The organism is Pseudoalteromonas sp. SD03 (genome assembly GCF_040937955.1).
Taxonomy (GTDB): Bacteria; Pseudomonadota; Gammaproteobacteria; order Enterobacterales; family Alteromonadaceae; genus Pseudoalteromonas; species Pseudoalteromonas tetraodonis.
Map to the genome: position 1 here is coordinate 477419 of NZ_CP162515.1, position 20746 is coordinate 498164.

At 41.4% G+C, this 20746-nt stretch carries 15 protein-coding genes and 2 pseudogenes; 12 read left to right on the forward strand and 5 right to left on the reverse strand.

Features of this window, described 5'->3' with window-relative positions; genetic code table 11:
* Positions 1-22 precede the first annotated feature (22 nt).
* The 7 genes and pseudogenes from pilW to der all read left to right on the forward strand — a co-directional run.
* A pseudogene (gene pilW / locus ABZP26_RS18550) lies at positions 23-922 on the forward strand (type IV pilus biogenesis/stability protein PilW); the annotation flags it as partial.
* Positions 923-1314: 392 nt separating this feature from the next.
* Positions 1315-2184, forward strand: coding sequence for a RodZ domain-containing protein (locus tag ABZP26_RS18555; protein WP_036955299.1), 870 nt, complete (start codon positions 1315-1317; stop codon positions 2182-2184).
* A 5-nt stretch (positions 2185-2189) separates the two neighbouring features.
* A complete protein-coding gene (gene ispG / locus ABZP26_RS18560; protein ID WP_013462930.1) occupies positions 2190-3308 on the forward strand; it encodes a flavodoxin-dependent (E)-4-hydroxy-3-methylbut-2-enyl-diphosphate synthase in 1119 nt (372 codons plus the stop codon).
* A gap of 186 nt (positions 3309-3494) precedes the next feature.
* Positions 3495-4775, forward strand: a complete 1281-nt coding sequence (hisS, locus tag ABZP26_RS18565; RefSeq protein ID WP_368485649.1) for a histidine--tRNA ligase — start codon at positions 3495-3497, stop codon at positions 4773-4775.
* 45 nt (positions 4776-4820) lie between these two features.
* Positions 4821-5441 (forward strand): tetratricopeptide repeat protein, encoded by a 621-nt coding sequence (locus ABZP26_RS18570; RefSeq protein WP_058155746.1) that lies wholly within the window; start codon positions 4821-4823, stop codon positions 5439-5441.
* A gap of 10 nt (positions 5442-5451) precedes the next feature.
* A complete protein-coding gene (gene bamB, locus ABZP26_RS18575) occupies positions 5452-6630 on the forward strand; it encodes an outer membrane protein assembly factor BamB (protein ID WP_368485650.1) in 1179 nt (392 codons plus the stop codon).
* 93 nt (positions 6631-6723) lie between these two features.
* Entirely contained in the window at positions 6724-8193 is a 1470-nt protein-coding gene (gene der, locus ABZP26_RS18580; protein WP_010389444.1) for a ribosome biogenesis GTPase Der, read from the forward strand.
* A gap of 53 nt (positions 8194-8246) precedes the next feature.
* On the opposite strand, the gene ABZP26_RS18585 is transcribed toward der, so the two are convergent.
* Complete coding sequence (locus ABZP26_RS18585; RefSeq protein WP_013462925.1) at positions 8247-8753, reverse strand: zf-TFIIB domain-containing protein; 507 nt, start codon at positions 8751-8753, stop codon at positions 8247-8249.
* A 41-nt stretch (positions 8754-8794) separates the two neighbouring features.
* Positions 8795-8968: pseudogene (locus tag ABZP26_RS18590) on the reverse strand (DUF4202 domain-containing protein); the annotation flags it as partial.
* Between the two features lie 200 nt (positions 8969-9168).
* Here ABZP26_RS18590 and ABZP26_RS18595 point away from each other — a divergent pair.
* Both ABZP26_RS18595 and ABZP26_RS18600 read left to right on the forward strand, forming a co-directional pair.
* Positions 9169-10896 (forward strand): DUF885 family protein, encoded by a 1728-nt coding sequence (locus ABZP26_RS18595; RefSeq protein ID WP_058155740.1) that lies wholly within the window; start codon positions 9169-9171, stop codon positions 10894-10896.
* 131 nt (positions 10897-11027) lie between these two features.
* A complete protein-coding gene (locus ABZP26_RS18600) occupies positions 11028-12338 on the forward strand; it encodes a DASH family cryptochrome (protein ID WP_058155739.1) in 1311 nt (436 codons plus the stop codon).
* A 40-nt stretch (positions 12339-12378) separates the two neighbouring features.
* On the opposite strand, the gene ABZP26_RS18605 is transcribed toward ABZP26_RS18600, so the two are convergent.
* From ABZP26_RS18605 to ABZP26_RS18615, 3 genes are all read right to left on the reverse strand, one after another.
* A complete protein-coding gene (locus tag ABZP26_RS18605) occupies positions 12379-12837 on the reverse strand; it encodes a thioredoxin family protein (protein ID WP_058155738.1) in 459 nt (152 codons plus the stop codon).
* Positions 12838-12899: 62 nt separating this feature from the next.
* Entirely contained in the window at positions 12900-14855 is a 1956-nt protein-coding gene (locus ABZP26_RS18610; protein ID WP_368485651.1) for a hypothetical protein, read from the reverse strand.
* A 119-nt stretch (positions 14856-14974) separates the two neighbouring features.
* Positions 14975-15853, reverse strand: a complete 879-nt coding sequence (locus ABZP26_RS18615; protein WP_368485652.1) for a LysR family transcriptional regulator — start codon at positions 15851-15853, stop codon at positions 14975-14977.
* Positions 15854-15949: 96 nt separating this feature from the next.
* Here ABZP26_RS18615 and ABZP26_RS18620 point away from each other — a divergent pair, with 96 nt between their 5' ends.
* The 3 genes from ABZP26_RS18620 to ABZP26_RS18630 are packed head-to-tail and all read left to right on the forward strand — an operon-like array spanning position 15950 to position 20742.
* On the forward strand, positions 15950-17518 hold the full coding sequence (locus tag ABZP26_RS18620; protein ID WP_368485653.1) for an NADH-quinone oxidoreductase subunit L: 1569 nt from the start codon (positions 15950-15952) through the stop codon (positions 17516-17518).
* Positions 17515-19941, forward strand: coding sequence for a DUF2309 domain-containing protein (locus ABZP26_RS18625; RefSeq protein ID WP_368485654.1), 2427 nt, complete (start codon positions 17515-17517; stop codon positions 19939-19941). The genes ABZP26_RS18620 and ABZP26_RS18625 overlap by 4 nt, the downstream gene beginning before the upstream one ends.
* A gap of 3 nt (positions 19942-19944) precedes the next feature.
* Positions 19945-20742, forward strand: coding sequence for a DUF6671 family protein (locus ABZP26_RS18630; protein WP_290191192.1), 798 nt, complete (start codon positions 19945-19947; stop codon positions 20740-20742).
* Positions 20743-20746 lie beyond the last annotated feature (4 nt).

Genomic DNA, 20746 nt, shown 5'->3' on the forward strand with positions numbered 1-20746 from the left:
AAATAAATAAAGAGACAAGGTAATGCGATCTTTACTTGCTTTAGCACTATCAACACTACTTTTAAGCGGTTGTGTGACTGAAAATAGTTACAACGGCAGTGACAAACCCGTCGTCGAAAATAAAATAAACAACGCAGGCGCAGCACGTACCCGCATTGCTTTGGCATTACAATATTTAAACACCGGTAATAATTCCCAAGCAAAATACAACCTTGAGCGTGCGAGCGAATATGCACCAAATCTTCCCGAAGTTCATTATTCTTTAGCCTATTACTACCAACAAGTTGGCGAAAATGCATTAGCCGACAAAGCCTATCAAAAAGCGTTGGCGATTAAGCCTGACGATCCGAACACCCTAAATAACTACGGTACGTTTTTATGTAGTATTGATGAGTATGATCGCGCGACCGATCAATTTTTAAAAGCGATTGAAATTCCTAGCTATATTCGTGTAGCACAAAGCTATGAAAATTTAGCCTTATGCGCCATTGAATTTAATGACTTTACCAATGCAGAAAGCTACTTTCAACAAGCGCTAAACCACAGCTCGCAACGCGCCTCTACATTAATAAGCTTAGCGGCTTTGTATTACGCCAAAAGTGACTTATATAAAGCCAGTACTTTAATACAACGTTATGACGATACTGCACAGGTTTCTTCGCGAGCATTGTTACTCAGCTACTTGGTTAAACAACGCATGGGTAGAATAGAAGATGCTGAAAAAATTGCAGCTACCATTTTGCAAACGTACCCAAATAGTGTTCAAGCTAACGCCATTCGTGACAACCAATTAAGGCAAACAGAGTTTGAAGTGCTGCGAGAAAAGTACCGTCAAGCACAACTTGATGAATTGCAAGAAAGCAGTAATAACAATCAAATTATTGTGGAGCCAAAAATAAAAATTATTCGTAAAAAAAGCCCAACATCTGCTGTAAACTCTGATGATTCAGTAAAGTAAGCTGCATAAAATACAACAGAGACACAAATACCTTTTTAAATTAGTATAAATAAGAGTAAAAACGAGTGTATCGGTTGATATCGCTCGTTTTACTGTAAACCAATTTAGCATTTCAGTGTGATTCAATGCTAAACTGCTATATGTTAGGTGCATTAAAGGGCTTTAAAAATAAAAACAGCAAAAATTTTAAAAGGGCGATACTAACGTTTTTATAAAACCGCAGCTGATGATACCCTTTAAAAGCGTGCATTCTAGTAGCAAGAATAAACGAACACTAAAAAATAAAAACAAAGTCTTACTCTGGTTATTAAGCCAAAACATTAACTTTTACTCGTGGATCCAGACTCATACATATTATGAATGAAGATAATACACAACCGCAGAGCGACGAACCCTCTGTAGGACAAATACTAAAATCGCATAGAGAAAATGCAAATATCAGCATTGCTGAAATCGCCTCGCTATTAAAGCTAACAGAATCACAAGTTGAGCATATTGAAAGCGACGAGTATCATTTACTCGGTGCAAAAACGTTCGTTAAAGGCTATATAAAAAACTACTGCCGCACACTAAACATTGATAGCGCAGCTATTTTAGCGATGCTGCCGGCCTTTAGCACATCAGATAAACCGGTCGATATGCAAAGCTTTTCAAGGCGCACAGAAAAAGAAGCCCATGACAGCCGACTTATGACCGTAAGTTACTTAATTTTAGCTATCGTTATTGGTTCTTCTGCAGTGTGGTGGTGGCAAAATGCAATGCCTATTGATGAACAAACTAAAACTATTAATGCTAATAACTCGCTCATAACTCAACAACAAGAAAACACCAAGCTGTTAGCTGAAGCCGCCGACGAGGCACTATTAAATGACATTGAATCTACAGAAGAAGTAGATTCTGCATTACAAAATGAACAACAAACAATTCAAGCTGCGCCAGTTAATAACGCACAGAGCACCAGTGAGCCAAAAAACAGTGATTTAAGCACCATTTTTATGATGTTTAACGATGAGAGCTGGGTAGAAATTCACGATGCCAATGATGAAAAAATTGCTTTTGGTGTAAAAAAAGCAGGCTACGAAATGACCCTAACCGGAGTAGCGCCTTTTTCAGTGGTATTAGGCAAGCATGATGTTGTTCGTATTACCCTAAATGGTGAGCCAGTTGATATTTCGGCCTTTCCTAAAAACCGTTTAGCTAAATTTAAATTACCCTTAGCAGAGTAGTCGCTATGTTTTCAGAATCTCCTATAAAACGCAGAAAATCCACACGCATAAATGTGGGTAATGTTCCTATTGGTGATGGTGCACCTATTGCCGTGCAGTCGATGACCAACACAGATACGATGGACGTTGATGCCACTGTAGCCCAAATTCAAGCTATTCAAGATGCCGGTGCAGATATTGTTCGCGTGTCAGTACCTACCATGGACGCCGCTGAGGCATTTAAAAGTATTAAAGAGCAAGTGTCGATACCCCTTGTCGCCGATATTCACTTTGACTATCGCATTGCATTAAAAGTAGCAAAATACGGTGTTGATTGTTTGCGTATCAACCCAGGTAACATTGGCAGTGAAGAGCGCATTAGAGCGGTAGTTGATTCAGCGCGTGAGCATAACATTCCTATTCGAATAGGGGTAAATGGCGGCTCACTTGAGCGCGATTTACAAGAGAAATACGGCGAACCTACTCCAGAAGCCCTATTAGAATCGGCTATGCGCCACGTAGATATATTACGCCGTTTAGACTTTGATCAATTTAAAATTTCAGTAAAAGCATCAGACGTATTTTTAGCGGTAGGCGCATATCGCTTGCTCGCTAAAGAAATCGACCAGCCACTGCATTTAGGAATAACTGAAGCTGGCGGCATGCGCTCTGGCTCTGTTAAATCGGCCGTTGGTTTAGGGATGTTATTAGCGGAAGGCATTGGTGATACGCTGCGCGTATCTCTCGCTGCAGACCCAGTACAAGAAATAAAAGTTGGCTTTGATATATTAAAATCACTGCGTATTCGCTCGCGCGGGATTAACTTTATTGCTTGCCCAAGCTGTTCACGCCAAGAGTTTGATGTGGTGAGCACCATGAACCAACTTGAAGAACGTTTAGAAGACATTATTGAACCGGTTTCAGTGTCTGTAATTGGCTGTGTTGTTAACGGCCCAGGCGAAGCGCTAGTCAGTGATATTGGCCTTGCCGGTGCAAACCGTCGCTCAGGCTTATACATAAATGGCGAACGCCAAAAAGCCCGTATTGATAACAATAATATTGTTGATCAGCTCGAAGGCTATGTGCGCGATTTTATCGAGCAAAAGCAGCAACAAACACCAATCGATATAAAAATCGTAGAGTGATACGTTGTTACAGCACTATGTATTTAATTGACCTTTTTTAGCCGTGGCATTCAAACGTAGTATAAAACACGTACGCCCCGCTGCGCTCGCAATTAACTTATAGTTAGGGTTATAATGCAGGGTCGATTTTTTAGTTTTACGTGGTTGCAGCCCAGAGCTGCACATAAACAGATTTAGGATTTATCAGTGGCAAAACAAATTCAGGCAGTTCGCGGTATGAACGATTGCCTGCCAGGCGATACGCAAGTTTGGCAGAAAGTAGAACACATTTTACGCGAGACCGTATCATCGTTTGGTTATCAAGAAATTCGTTTTCCAATTGTAGAATCAACCGACCTATTTAAACGCTCTATTGGTGAAGTAACCGATATTGTAGAAAAAGAAATGTACACCTTTGCCGATCGTAACGGTGATAATTTAACTCTGCGCCCTGAGGGTACCGCGGTGTGTGTACGTGCAGGTAACGAAAATGGCCTGTTATACAATCAAGAACAACGCCTTTGGTACATGGGCCCTATGTTTCGCCATGAACGCCCACAAAAAGGTCGTTACCGTCAATTTCACCAATTTGGTTTAGAAACCTTTGGTATTGCCAGCGCCGATATAGACGCTGAAGTTATATTACTCACGGCGCAACTTTGGGAAGCATTTGGCATTACTGACCATGTGCGTTTAGAACTTAATTCATTAGGTTCAAACGAAGCTCGCGCGCAGTACCGTGATGCCTTAATTGCCTTCTTAGAACAACATACCGATGTACTAGATGAAGACTCTAAGCGTCGTATGTACTCTAACCCGCTGCGCGTTTTGGATACTAAAAACCCAGATATACAGGCAATATTAGTGGATGCGCCAAAATTATCTGAACATTTAGATACTGAATCAAAAGAACATTTTGAAAATTTATGTGAACGATTAGATGCCGCAGGCGTCAAATACACGGTTAATGAAAAGCTAGTTCGTGGCTTAGATTATTACAACCGTACTGTATTTGAATGGGTAACCGATAGCTTAGGTGCACAGGGTACAGTATGTGCCGGTGGTCGTTATGATGGTTTAGTTGAGCAATTAGGCGGTAAATCAACCCCAGCAGTTGGTTTTGCGATGGGATTAGAGCGCCTAGTTTTACTACTTCAAGCACTTGAATGTGTAGGTGACATACGCCGTAGTACTGATGTATATTTAGCAGCCATGGGCGACAAAGCCAGCATTCAAGCGCCTATTATTGCATCTACGTTACGTCGAGACGTACCTGGATTACGCGTTATGGTGCATGCTGGCGGTGGTAACTTTAAAAAACAATTAAAACGTGCTGATAAAAGCGATGCATTAGTCGCGGTTATTATCGGTGAAGATGAATTAGAGCAAGGCGTTGTGACCATAAAGTATTTACGTGAGCGTAAAGAACAAGTCACATTAGAACTAGAACAAGCTAAAGCGCTACTTGCAGAACTAATTAATAGTTAAAATTACATAAAGCGCAGCGAGTAAAGCGCTTTAATAGAGGTAAGCATGGAAATTTATTCAACTGAAGAACAACAAGCAGAAGCGATTAAACGCTTTTTTCGTGAAAACGGCCTATCACTTGCTTTAGGTGTAATTGTTGGCTTAGGTGGTTTGTACGGTTGGAAGGCCTACAACCAGAACCAAATAACAACAGCAGAGCAAGCATCTGATGCTTACACTAAGCTTGTTGAAAGTGATGACGTATTAGCCTCTGCTGATGCCTTCATCAGTGAAAATAAAGACACTCAGTACGCAACTTTAGCGGCATTTATTGCTGCAAAAGAAGCGGTAGATGCACAAAAATTAGATGTAGCGAATGAAAAGCTAAGCTGGATTGTATCAAATGTCGATAACGCGCAGCTAAAAGCCATTGCCACTACGCGTTTAGCGCGTGTGCAAATTGCTCAACAACAATACGATGATGCATTAACTACATTAAATTCACCATTGCCAGAGGCATTTAATGCAAATGTTGCTGAGTTAAAAGGCGATATTTACACTCAGCAAGGCAATAAAGAACAAGCACGCGTAGCCTACCAAGCTGCGGTTGATGCCGGTGGATTAACCAGCAATCCTCTATTACAAATTAAGTTAGATGACCTAGCAGTAACTAGCCCAGCGGCATAAGGTTTTAGGCATGAGAAAAATAACAACAGCAACGCTCGCCCTTTGTATGGCAACACTTATGGGCTGTTCATCAAGTGATGATGAAGAAGAACTGGTACTTCCTGAAATAGCCAATCAGTTTGAAACAGAAGTTTTTTGGCAAGAATCAATAGGTAGCGGTGTAGAGCATTACTTCTCACGCCTATCACCAGCTGTTTATAAAGATACTGTCTATGTAGCGAGTCGCGAAGGCCAAGTAGAAGCGTTATCACTTGCCAATGGTGATACGCTTTGGGAAACCGATGTTCGTCATGATTTATCGTTTTGGCCTTGGAGCGATAACGATAGTGCAAAATTATCAGGCGGAATATTACAAGCTTATGGTAAAATCTATTTAGGTTCAGAACATGGCTATGTCATTGCCCTTGATCGTGAGACAGGTAAAGAGGTATGGCGTAAAAAAGTGCCCGGCGAATCACTGTCTAAACCTGCTGCAGGCGATGGTTTAGTGTTTGTTAATTTAGCATCAGGTAAGTTACTGGCCCTGCATCCTGATACGGGTGAAGAGCGCTGGAGCTTTGAGCAAGAAGTGCCAGCACTTACCTTACGCGGTCAAAGTTCACCAACCGTCGCTAATGGTGGTGTGTTGGTTGGCCTTGAAACAGGTAAGCTCAGTGTTTTAATTTCTGAGAGCGGCTACTCAGCGTGGAGCGCAGAAATTGCAGTAGCAAAAGGCGCATCAGAGTTTGAGCGTTTAGTTGATGTTGATACACAACCACTTATTAGTGGCCCGTTTGCTTATGCGATTGCATACAATGGGAACTTATCAGCAGTTGATATTCGTTCTGGTAATGTTGTATGGAAACGTGAATACAGCAGCTACCGTGAAATTGCCATGGATTTGCAAACAATTTACGTTGTTGATAGTAACGGCGTTGTTTATGCACTTGATAAAGATTCAGGCATTGAGCGTTGGAGCCAACCCGCTCTTCGTGGCTGGTACTTAACAGGCCCAGCGGTTGCCGGTAATTATTTAGCGTTAGGTGACCAAGAAGGCAATTTGCATTGGTTAAATAAAGACACTGGCGAGCTAGTATCTCGTGAAGACTTTGACAGCTCAGGTTTTTTTGTTGAGCCTGTTGTTGCTGACGATAAGTTGATTTTATACACCCGTGATGGTGAAGTTAGCGCGGTAAAAATACCGAACTAACTGTCTACTATTAGTGTAAGGCACTAATAGTTAATTATTTTTTGTAAGGCTTCGCACTGCGAAGCCTTTTGTTGTTTTTTAAAGAGGTAGTTTATGCTTCCCGTGATCGCTCTTGTAGGGCGACCCAATGTGGGCAAATCCACATTATTTAACCGTTTAACACGTACTCGTGATGCACTCGTTGCCGACTTTCCTGGCTTAACGCGTGATAGAAAATATGGCCAAGCAAATTACGATGGCTTTGAATTTATCGTGGTAGATACGGGCGGTATTGATGGCTCAGAAGAAGGTATCGAAACCGAAATGGCTGATCAGTCATTACTAGCCATTGAAGAAGCGGATATTGTTTTATTTTTAGTTGATGCTCGCGTAGGTATGACAGTGGCTGACCAAGCTATTGCTAACCACTTACGTAAGCAAGAGAAAAAGTGCTTTGTGGTAGCCAATAAAACAGACGGCATTGATGCTGACTCGAACTGTGCTGAGTTTTATCAACTTTCACTCGGTGAAGTTCATCATATCGCTGCCGCTCATGGTCGTGGTATTACTTTACTGCTTGAGCAAACACTTCAGCCAGTTATTGCTGAACTTGCCGCACTTGATGAAGATGTAGCCGATGACGATGAAGAACTTATCGACTTATATCAAGAAGGTGAAGAAGATGACACAGATCACCAAGCGTTTGCCGACAAGCCGGTAAAGCTGGCTATTATTGGTCGTCCTAACGTTGGTAAGTCAACCCTGACTAACCGTATACTGGGTGAAGATCGCGTTATTGTATACGATATGCCAGGTACAACGCGCGACTCTATCTATATTCCGATGACCCGTAATGATAAAGAATATATTCTTATCGATACAGCCGGTGTGCGTAAACGCAAAAAAGTAAGTGACGTGGTTGAGAAGTTCTCAGTCATTAAAACACTACAAGCAATCGAAGATTGTAACGTGGTGCTATTAGTGGTTGATGCCCGCGATGGTATTTCAGATCAAGATTTAAGCTTATTAGGCTTTGCCCTTAACTCAGGGCGCTCATTGGTGATTGCCGTGAACAAGTGGGATGGCCTAGATAACTACGTTAAAGATCGTATTAAAACTGAGCTTGATCGTCGTTTGGGCTTTATTGATTTTGCCCGCTTGCACTTTATCTCTGCGCTACATGGTACGGGTGTTGGTCATTTATTTGAATCAGTTGACGAAGCGTATGAGTCGGCAACTAAACGTATAAGCACCGCTATGCTGCGTCGTATTATGGACATGGCACAAGCGGATCACCAGCCGCCACTTGTTCGCGGTCGTCGTGTTAAGCTTAAATATGCGCATGCTGGGGGTTATAATCCGCCGCGTATCGTCATTCATGGTAACCAAGTTCATGATTTACCTGATAGCTACAAACGCTACCTAATGAACTACTACCGTAAAGCACTAAAAATTATGGGTACGCCAATCAAAATTGAATTTAGAGAAGGCGATAACCCATTTGCAGGGCGTACTAATAAAGTAACCTTGTCGCAAAAACGTAAGATTCGCGCGTTTAGTAAAGAAAACCGCAATAAATCGTAATGGCTTTAATTTAGTCAATTGAAAAAACGGCGTACTTTATAGGACGCCGTTTTTTATGATTCAAAATTAAGTAATGCCAATTGCACCAGCCGTTCAACTGTAGTGCCTTGAACGTTTTTAGGCGCTTTAGGATAATATTTCGATTTTGGCGGCTTAATAGTTATAAACCCATGATTGGTGGCCATTTCATGGGCTAGCAGTTTTCGTTCTTTGGGTGTTAAATGGTTTTCGTGTATTTTGCTTAATTCGCCACTATCAAGCCATATTCCTGCACAGCTTGGGCATTCATCTATTTCAACTGCTTTTAGCGGTGAAAAATACCTACGCATCATCACTATGCTTGGGCATTTAGGGCAATTTACTCGCATTGCGACTTCACCCTCACCTTCGGCATAATTACTCAAATACTTAAGTAAAACCTGACCATGTTTTAACTCTGGCGAGCTAAATTTAAAAATTTGGCTGTTATCGAAAAAAACGCCGCCTAACGACGATGTATAAACAGTGATACCGCCAACTAATATAGGCTCCAATGGTGTATTTGTTCGAGGGCACAACATTTTCAAAAATCCTTTTTATTTTAATACCTAAAGTTAAATAGTTATTCTAACGCTTTGTGTATCAGGCCAATTAATGGTGTGTGACCTGCCAATACAAACTCATGTGCATTATCTGACATTTTTTTCCAAGTACAGCGAGTAATCCCAATCCATTTTTCTTCATCATAATCGGATTTCGAACCTGCAAAGCTAAGCATGAAATGCTCAATAAATATTTGGGTGTTGGCTATTCGCCTTATCGGTTAGCAAAATACGTTATTAAATATCGCCACCCCAATATGTTTTATTTTAAACACCAGTAAAACAATAAGCTAGACTGCTGTTAAAAACCAACGCATTAATTGAGTGAACTTGTTATTATCATAAAATCAGCGCGCATAAATAATAATTAAAATTTTAAAAAGTGAAATTCAACATGCTAAAAAAAACAATTTTAGCTATTGCCTTAGCAGCCACCTCGCTGCCAAGCTTAGCCGACAGTAACAGCGATTTAAAAACCATTATTGATAACCACTGGCAAAACGCCAAAGCTGAGAAAATATTTTTTAGAACTGATCCTGATGGTTGGAAGCCCAACGGCCCCCTACCCGATTGGAGCGAGCAAGCCATTGCGAAGCGCCAAGCTTACAACAACAGCGTACTAAAAAACTTAGCCAGCATTGATCCTAAAACGCTCAATAGCGAGCAGTTAATGAACTACCGCTTGTTTAAATATGAGCGAGAAACCGAGCAGCAAAGCTACCTTTACCAAGATAAATACTTTCCGGTTAATTTTTTAAGTGGCTGGCATACTTACTTTGCAGAAGCGCCGGCTAACATGGCCTTTTTAACCGCCGAGGATTACGATGCCTTTTTAGTGAGCCTTGGTGATTACCCGCGCTTTAATCAGCAAAACATTAATTTAATGAAGCAAGGCATTCAAACTGGTTTTACCCACTACTGCGAAACGTTTAAAAATTATGGCCAAAGTATTAGCGCCCATATAGTTAAACAACCTGAGAATAGCGCCTTATATGAGCCATTTACCCGTATCCCTAATACATTTAGCGCAGCGCAAAAAGAAACTTACCAAAATAAAGCTAAAGCGTTAATTGCCTCAAAAGTTGTGCCTGCTTATCAGCACTTTTACGACTTTTTTGAAAACGAATATATGTCACATTGTAGATCGCAGCCGGGTATTACAAGTATTAAAGGGGGCCTTGATTATTACAAGTACACGGTTAATTATTACACCACAACTAACGCTACACCTAAACAAATTCATGAACTTGGTCTAAAAGAAGTGGCGCGCATCAAAGCGCAAATGCAAAGTATTATTGATAAAGTTGGCTTTGATGGCAGCTATAGCGAGTTTTTAGAATTTTTGGCAACCGATGAGCAGTTTTACGCAAAAGACGCCCAAGACTTGCTCGAAAAAACCGCCTTTATAACCCAAAAAATGTATGGCAAACTCCCTACTTACTTTGGCCACTTACCGCGCAATACTTTTACTATTAAAGGCTCAGCGAGTCGTGGCGCATTTTATATGCCACCGCCAGATAATCGTTCACCGGGGACTTACTTTTTAGCCTCAACTCCAAAACTGCAGCCTTTATATAATTTAGAAGCACTTAGCCTACACGAAGCCATACCTGGGCATCATTTACAAAACGCCATTGCTATGGAATTAGACGTTCCTGAGTTTAGACGCACACTGAGCCACTCTGCTTTTGGCGAAGGCTGGGCACTTTATACAGAGCGTTTAGGTAAAGAAGCGGGCTTTTACCAAAGCCCGTACAGCGATTTTGGCCGTTTAGGCTACGAAATGTGGCGCGCAGTGCGCTTAGTGGTTGATACCGGTATTCATGCCTTTGGCTGGAGCCGCCAAAAGGCGATTGATTATTTGGCTGATCATACCGCTTTGCCACAAAGCGCAGTGGAAGATCAAATAGACCGCTATATTTCTTGGCCAGGCCAAGCGCTTTCATACAAAATGGGCGAAATTAAAATACGCGAACTACGTGCCAAAGCAGAAAAACAGCTAGGCGCACAATTTGATATACGCAGCTTTCACGATACCGTTATTGGTCAAGGTTCACTCCCTATGGCGGTACTTGAAGATGTAATTAATGACTGGATAGCACAGCAAAAATCAGCTATTTAAAATAAAGCTAGAACAAATTGAGAGGCGGTATTGTTACCGCCTCTTTTTAAAACCCTATTAAACACCTCAAAACTAATCCCTACCCGCTTTTGCTTCGTAAAGTTAATGATTTTAAAAACCAGAGCTTAAGTATGAAAAAACGTATTCTGTATTGGCTGCAAAATGATTTGCGCATTGATGACAACCCCATACTCAATGATTTATCACAACAACAATGTGAACTTGATATCGTATTTGTGATCAATCCTGCTTGGTTTAAAAGCAATAACTATCAACAAAAACCCTATGGTGTACATAAACAACGCTTTTTAATGCAAAGCCTATACGAGCTACAGGAGTCTGTTTTAGGGCTTGGCCAAACCTTGCATATTTTAGAAGGCGATCCGGTAAAGGTATTCACACAGCGTATTAATGAGCTTGGCATTGATGAAGTTGTTTATAGCGAGCAAATAGGCGTTTATGAGCAACGCCAAATTACCGCAGTTAAATCGAAATGCGCCACTGTGGTATTTAAATCTGTGATGCAAGACACCTTATATCAACAGCAACAACTGCCCTTTGAACTTGCTGATTTACCAACCGGCTTTACCCCTTTTAGAAAAAAGATTGAAGCCACTGGTATCAGTTTATCCTCAGTGCCGTTCTCAGCAAAAAGACTTCCACCGCCTATTATTTTATGTGCTAAACAGCCTATATCAGAGCCGCCAACAGGAAACTCTTTACTCCAAGGTGGACACAAAGCCGGCCTTACGCATTGTCTACAGTACTTTTCATCAGCTTTACCAAGCAGCTATAAAATCACCCGTAATGAGCTGGATGGCTTTGATAACTCAACTAAATTTAGTAGCTGGCTGGCTTTTGGTTGCATTAGTGCCAAGCAAATTTTTTGTGCAGTCGATGCTTATGAAGCGCAGCATGGGGAAAATGAATCAACTTACTGGATTAAGTTTGAATTACTCTGGCGTGAGTATTTTAAGTGGCATGCAATTAATGTGAAGCATCAGTTATTTACTTTTAAAGGTAAAAAACAAAGCTCGCCACTTACCACTTTTAGCCCGAATCGTTTTGCTAAATGGTGCCAAGGCAGTACCCCTTATCCGCTAGTTAACGCTATTATGAAGGAGCTTAACGCAACGGGCTTTATCACTAACCGTTCACGACAAATTGCAGCCAGCTGTTTGGTCAACGAACTACAACTAGACTGGCGCTATGGCGCTGCTTACTTTGAACAACAACTTATTGATTACGATGTAGCCGCTAATTGGGGCAACTGGCAATATATTGCTGGAGTTGGCGTAGATCCGCGCGGCGGACGTCACTTTAATTTGCAAAAACAAACCCAGCAATATGATCCGCACGGTGAATATATTGCCAAGTGGCAAGGAAATGAGCACTGCGATGCACAATTAGATGACTTAGACGCCGCTGATTGGCCAGTGTAAAAATAAAACCTCGAACATAATACTGGCTAGCTGACTCTCGTTATAAGCCCAAGGTTAAATCTTGGGCGAGAGTGCCGCTGGGTTTTTCTACTACGCGGTTAACTTCAACCCCGTTATGCTTAATAATAAAAGTGGGGGTATATTGTAAGTCATGCGCTAGAGCAATACCTGCCTCATCACGTTTGTCATAACCGACTGTAACAAAGGTTATTTTCGAAAGTTCAACCTTAGACTCATCAAGTAACTTTATTAATCGAGGTACTTCGCGAGCACTGTCATGACACCAGCTACCTAAAAGCACTAACACCTCTTTACCTACTAATTTTTGCATCAATGCAACGTCTTGGGGTGTAGGCGAAAATGCTTGGTATTGTTTAGCAAATTTATCGTGCTCGCTTAATAAACGCTTAGCAGAAATAACGTCCGAGTGTGGTTTGAGCGTTGCATTCACTGCCAGTGGTAAACTCAACATTAAAAGAAAAATTAATTGTTTAAACATAATCTTATACTTAAATAGTGTTTTAGTTACTATACCCACAATCGAGCTTAAGTAAATAAAAGTTACTTGCTTTTATCCATAAAATCATCCACTTGTGATAAAACGGCTAAGTACTCACGTTTGGCTTCTTTGTTTTGTTCTAATTTATCTAAGTCACCGATTAATGTTACTAATTGCGTATGTGAATAACTCGATGTTGTTCTAAACTCATTCGTCGCCCCCACACCACTGAGTCGTTTTCTTTCATCCATACGATGACTATCTTCATTTTTCTCGAGCCAAATATCGTTAATAACACGAATATTGCTCTCACTGGTGGTTGTTTCTTTTAATTCCTTTTTTAGCTCGTATTGAGATATTTCGGGATTAAACTGATACACTTTTTTATCTACATCCACCTCATGAGCCTGATCAAGGGCAACCAATTCGTTATTTTTTACAGCGGTACCAATAGTGTAATTTTCTTGTTTGTCATAATAATCAGGAGGGATGTCAGAGCGGTTACCTTCTTCATAATTAAAACGCGTGCTCGCCGCTTTATCTTGAGTAACTCCAGTTAACCCTGCTGATTTTTGGTGTTCTGTATTTTGACTCAGCTTTGTGGTGCTTGTTGCTATGTAATCACCTTGATCCATTGCAAAAGAAAATTTCGCATCAAAATCAGCTAACTTAGATATACCATCACCTAAGGAATTTTTATTACTGCTTCCTAGCCCTTGATAACGTGGATCACGGGTGATCATATTGTCAACTAAATTAGCGACAAGCTCGCGTCCATTAGTAAACTGCTTTGTAGCAACTGACTCAATTTCACTGTAGCGCTCAGCGGCTGATGACATACTACTAAACGCACTTTTAAATACAGCCAACCCTTGTTTCATTACTTCATCACTTTTTTGGCCAAACGCCGAACGCGTACTTTTCTCTGAGCTATTGAGCTGGCTATCTTCTAAACTCTTATCGAGCGCTTTTATGTATTGCTGCATTTGGCTTTTGTCTTGAGCGCCAATGGTTGACATATCAAGCGAAAAATCAATGTTGTTCTGTCCATTTACCGATTCAAACTCTAGTATTTGCTGCTCAGAATCCTCATCAAGGGTATAGCTTAAATTAAGCTCATTGTCTTTTCCAAGTAGCGCTCCATCAGCATCGGCAGTATTTCCCTCTGACGTTGAAAAATACAAATCAAAACCCGAAAGTTCTTTGTTATCAAAATTGCTTAGAAAGCTTAAATCTAAATCAGCTTGGTTTGCGGGTACGTAACGACTGTAAGCGCTTTGTTTAGCCTTAAAAAATTCATCCGCCATTTCACCAACACCAGAAAGTACTTGCGTTAATGCTTGGTGTTCAGCCTCAGATAAGTCGCCATCTACTTCATAACTTACGCTAAATTCGTCAGTGGTTTCGCCTGTTTCCTCATCATAACCTTGCGCAGAATGAAGAGTGATTTTAATAACATCACCTTCTTTGGTTTTTACCGAAAGCTCAAACCCATAGTTATCATCATCTTCATATCGCTCGCGGTTAAAACTTTCCATAAAGGGGTCTAGCGAGCGTTCAACACGCTGCTGACTAGACGCTAAAAACGTTTTTTGATTGAACCCAAGCTGCCCCAAGTTTGATAAAATATCGCTAGTGTTAGCATAAGCGCCTTGAATATTTTTTACCGAGCTGTTTAAACGCTCAATTAACTGATCACTACGTTCATTTTTTAATAGGCCCTCTTGCTGAGAACTTATCACCGTACGTAGTGCAACCTCTTCACTAGAGAGCTTATAATTTGAGCCACTGGGTGTGCTGGAAATCGTGAGTAAAGAGGATAATTGCTGATTAAGTATTTCATCGACTTGTTCGTCACTAAACTGACTGAGCATTTCATCAGTGATTGTTGCCGTGCTTGGCGCTAAGTGAGCTCTCGATTGTAAACCTGTGGGCACATTGCTGTGGTTTGAATTATTGACTGATTGGGCAAGCAACGCATTTAGGTTAGCATAATTGCCTTGTAGTTTATTAACCATGATTATCCTTAATCTTCAGTACAATTAAGTACTTTGTCGGCCATCTAATTAAAACCTTTAATTCTTTTTTTATTATTCAAGCATAAAATATTTTAATAAAAACGTTAGTTTAAAAGTAATTAACACGTTTTGGCGAGCAATGATTTGAGTATATCAGGTACAAATTTGCGCTGTGCGGTAATGGCATAAAAGTGCTCAAATGCATCAGGTAAACGTTGGTATTCAACCAGTAGGCCTTGTTCTATTTCATCCTTTACTACAACTGATGGCAATACCGATAGTGCACCACTATCACGAGCAAGTAATCGCAGCATAGCCATATCATCAGCCTCTGCTTTTATTTTTGGCTGATATTGCCAGCGGGCACACAAAGCATTAAATGAGTCTCTAATCGCGGAGGTTTTACTGGGTAGCACCCATTGTGCATCTGTGTAACCGCTAGGAAATTGACCGCGTGTTTTTTTATCTGCAGGGCCCACTATGGCTAATGGCTGACGAGATACCAACTGGCTTTGCCACAGTTGATCGTAGTGCTCAAGTCCGATGGGTTTATTGGTTAAAACTAAATCCAGTTCGTGCTCTGCCAAACCATTTAACAGCCCATCCATACGCCCTGCAGTAAGCGAAAAGCGTACTTCGTCGTTACTCATTAAAGGGTTAATAAATTCCTCGATAAAGTTACGAGAGAGCGTATTAAGCACCCCGATTGATAAATGCTGAGTTTGGGAAATCATCCCTTTATGAATAAAAGACGACAGCTCTTCGCCCTTAGTGAATATATCGTTAGCGTACATTTGCACCCGCTTTCCCATATCGGTTAATGCCAAGGTACGTCCTTTACGTTCAAATAACTCAATATTAATGGTGTGCTCTAGCTGTTTAATTTGAGTGGAGAGCGCTGACTGCGATAAATGCAGCTCTTTAGCGGCTTGGGTTAAGTTACCAATTCGGGCAACAGACCAAAAATAATACAAGTGATGGTAGTTCAAACGGCTCATTATAGTTCTCTTTTATAGAACGTTTATATGCATTATATCTATTTTTATTTAGTTATCTAGTTTGTCATACTCCAATAACTAAATAAGGAGCACTGAATGAGCGAGTATATTATTTCGTTGTTATTACTAATGATGCCATTAAGCACATTTTTAGCGGCGTGGCTAATTGGCCGACAACCTTGTGCCTCAAATGGCAATGTACTGTTTAAAGTGATGCTATTTAATAGTGTTGCATTTATCAGTGCCGTTGCACTTTATCGTATTTATGCCTTTGATTTACTGAGTTTCTTATCGCTCTCAGTGACCCGCGCTATTATGCTAGGACTAATCCTGTTCATAACGCTAATATTAATTCGGTTTTGCAAACACTATATGCAAGGTGAGCCACGTGTAAACTATTTTTGGCGCTGGCTGCTATTAACCGTAACCGCAGTGCTGATTGTAGTTATGAGCAATCACTTAGCGCTATTTTGGCTAGGCTGGGTGTCAATTAGTTTAGCACTGCATAAACTATTAATGTTTTATCCTGAGCGCCCTCGTGCGGTACTCGCCGCTCATAAAAAGTTTATTGTGGCACGCGTAGCTGAATCCTTATTACTCGTCGCATTTATTATATTATCGGTTACTCACAATAGCCTATACATTAGCGATATCACTACTTTTTATCACACCACCACACTACCGCTACCTTTGGCTGAACAATTCGCGGCCTTTTTAATCGCTTTTGCAGCTTTAATCAAATGTGCTCAGTTGCCTATGCATGGCTGGCTAATCAAAGTGGTTGAGGTGCCTACACCCGTCAGTGCCTTATTGCATGCTGGGGTGATAAATTTAGGTGGCTTTTTATTAATTTTATTTGCGCCTTTGTTTATTCAAGCTGCGGCTGCACAGTGGTTAATTTTAATTATTGCTGGTTTAACTACGGTGATCAGCGCTTTGATAATGACTACCCGAATAAGCGTTAAAGTAAGGCTTGCTTGGTCTACCAGTGCGCAAATGGGATTAATGCTCATAGAATGTGCGCTGGGATTATTTGAACTGGCTCTGCTTCACCTTGTTACTCATTCAACCTATAAAGCCTTTGCATTTTTAAACTCAGGCAACGGTGTAAACGAAGATCTGATTCGCCGCCACATTCCAAAACAATCACCCACGTGCTTTGCTTGGTTAACGGGGGCATTGGTGTCGATTACCCTAGTTGGCGCTGCATGGTTCATTAGCGGCTATCAAGGCGCGGTCAGTGTGTGGCTACTTTTAGCATCGGCTTTAACTATTTTACTGGCCAACCAACATGGCGCTTCTAACGTGCAAACTCGCAGTAAAAAGTTGTTAATTGCACTCTTAGTAGTTTTTAGCTATGTGGTTGCTAAAAATATATTTACTTTAGCACTAGAGCTTGAGCAGTGGCGCGAAGCTGCATTTAGCCTCGCCGATAGCTGGGTAATAGCCCTTATTTTAACGTTAATGATTGCCAGCTACTTTTTACGCTACCAGTCTTGGCGACCACAGGTTAAATCACTTTCCACCCTATTATTTGCAGGTTTGTATTTAGATGAGTGGTTTACGCGGTTAACCCTAAAAATATGGCCGATAAATTTACCTAATAATGGCCACACCGATTTAAAAAATCATGCAGCTGGAATCACCGTTGAGGAATCAAAATGAGCAATCAAACGCATTCAAATCACACGGCATTATCGTTAAGTGACACTGAAAACAACATACTTAATAAAGTATGCGGTTACATAGCACCAAACTGGCCTTTAGATCAGATGATTGCCGTTAACCCATTTTGGGAAATGCGCCACCTGCCTATTGAAGATGTAAGCGCACGCATTGATACCTTATGTAATGCCAATATGCTCATGCCTAAAGACTTTTATCAGCACAAGTACGACAACGGCATAATTACTGATAACCACTTAGCCGATGCAGCCAAGTTACTTAACAGTGACTTTACGCATGAGCAACTCATAAAAACCCTTCACATTGATGTTCCTTTAGTGGATTGGCACAACATTGCAGATTTACTCGACCAGCAGCGCAATAAACATAAAATGGCTTGGCATGATGAAATCACCCATCAATTGAGCCAGTTTTGTGCCGCGCATTATCAGCAGCTTGGCCCTATGCTTCATGGTGATGACACATCATCACAATCACCTTTATATCGCCATTGGTTAACCGTTATTCAAGCGGATAAAGGCATTAGTATTGTAATGGATGAAAAGCATTTAAATGGCTACTTTAAGCGACTGCCCACTTGCGCTGATGAACTGATTGCACTAACACTCTCAACCCTTAATATAGATAACGACTCGTTAGAGTTATATGCTCATTCGCTGCTTTTAGATATTAATGGTTGGGCATCGTGGTTGGCGTATTTGCGATTCCAAGGCCAACTTTACGCTAAACCCAAAGATGATATGAAACAGCTACTGGCCATGCGAATGGCATGGGACTTGGTTATTTGGCAGTATCTGGCAGATCATGATAGTGCTTCATTTAAACAACTACAAAGTCAGTGGCAGCAAGAAAAGTCACTCGTAGTTGAGCGCCTGCATGCACACAAATTAGCACAAAAGCCATTATGGGTGTGGGCAAAAGCACTGGAGCTGAGCTATCAATACCCGCTTAATCATGCACTGCAAAGCGCCACTAAAACACCAGTGAACAACGCTCAATTACAAGCGGTGTTTTGTATTGATGTACGCTCAGAGGTTATTCGCCGCGCGCTTGAATCGCAAAGTAAAAATATAGAAACCTTCGGCTTTGCCGGTTTTTTTGGCTTGCCACTAGAATATCAAGAAAATGGTAGTGCAATTACTCGTCCTCAACTACCAGGGCTACTCAAACCAGCCATACATGCCACACAAACACACAAAGACGCGGCGCTTGAAGCATCTCGTCAAAATAGTGCTACATGGCAAAGTTGGTCAAAATCAGCCCCCTCATCGTTTTCTATGGTTGAATCAGCAGGCTGGCTGTATGCATTTAAATTAATAAAAAATACCTTTTTATCTAAAGGTAAAGCTAAAAAGTGCGCAACCACCGACTGGCAATTAACACAAAACCAGCAACAACTGACACTAAAAGACAAAACCGACTTAGCTCAAAAAGTGCTTAACACCTTAGGAATAAAAGAGTTTGCGCCGCATGTTATGTTGGTAGGTCACGCCAGTCATACAACTAATAACTTGCACAGCGCTGGCCTAGAATGTGGAGCCTGTGGAGGGCAAAGTGGCGAAGTTAATGTACGCGTGCTGGCTAACTTACTAAACGATACCCAAGTGCGCCAAGCGCTTAAAGAGCGAGGGCTAACACTGGCACATAGCACGCAATTTATTGCCGCTATTCATAACACAACCACGGATGTCATCACCGCTTACGATACCGAGCTTAATGACAATCTGAAAAAATGGCTAACTGTTGCCACGCAAACCGCTCAGCAAGAACGCTTAGTAAATATCGACCCGCAGTTAGTTAATAAAACCGCGGATGAAATTAACCATGCTTATCATCAGCGTGCCCGCGATTGGTCGCAAGTACGCCCAGAATGGGGGCTTGCTAATAACGCCGCCTTTATTGTTGCACCACGAGCATGGACTCGCAGTGTTAACTTACAAGGACGCTGTTTTTTACATGATTATGAATGGGAAAACGATAACGAATTTGCGGTATTAGAACTGATCATGACCGCACCCATGATAGTAACCCATTGGATCAATAGTCAATATAATGCCTCGGTTACCGACAACCATAAATACGGCAGTGGTAATAAAATACTCCACAATGCAGTCGGCGGTAATATTGGATTATTTGAAGGTAATGGCGGTGACCTTCGTATTGGCTTAGCCATGCAGTCACTGCACAATGGGGAAAAATGGATGCACGAACCAATTCGCCTTAATGTATATATTGCTGCGCCGCAATCGGCAATCGCGGCAATTTATAACAAACATGTCATGGTGAAGGAGCTGATTGATAACCATTGGCTCACTCTCATTCGCTGGGGCGATGATAATACCCTAGAGCAGTTCGAAAATGGACATTTCTCAACTATTTCAGCCTCTAATGAGCCAATATAAGCTATGCCAAAGATAGTCATTGCCACGAAACATAAAAAGGCGCCTTTAGTAGCTCCCGCTTTGGAGCCACTTGGTTTTGAGGTATTCACTACTGATTTATTTGATACCGATACACTTGGGATGTTTAGTCACGAAGTACAACGTCATTGTAGTGCCAACACAGCGGCACTGACAAAAGCTCAGCGCGCATGTGAACTCACAGGCGAGCAATTTGGGCTTGGCAGTGAAGGCAGTTTTGGGGGTGGGCCGTATCCGGGTTTAATGAACTGGGACGAAGAAGTTATTTGTTTTTATGATAAACACAATAACAATGCTATTTATGGATACTCTGGTGGGCCATTTTCGCCGAGCAGCTTAAGCATTAGCAGTGAAACCAGTGCTGAATCAATCACTACTGCATGTCAGCGCTATGAAAACCAGCATTGGATACTTGACGACACCCAAACGCTTCATAAAGGGCTTAGCATAGAAGCGCTTATTGCTTTGTATACAGAAAAAACGCCAAGCACAGGTACAATCACGCCTGATCTGAGGGCCATGTATAGCCCGCAACGCCAAGTAATTATTAGCCGAGCTGCAGAAGATCTTGCAAGGCGATTATCATCAACATGCCCACAGTGCCAAAACCCTAACTTTGTTGCTAAACAGGTCACAAAAGGCTTGCCCTGTGAGCTATGTAATATGCCAACAGAACAAATGAAATCAACTACTTCAGTATGTGATAGTTGCGGCTTTAGCCACATTGAAACGAATAAAAAACGCGTTGCTGATGCAACATATTGCCAGTTTTGTAATCCTTAAGAGT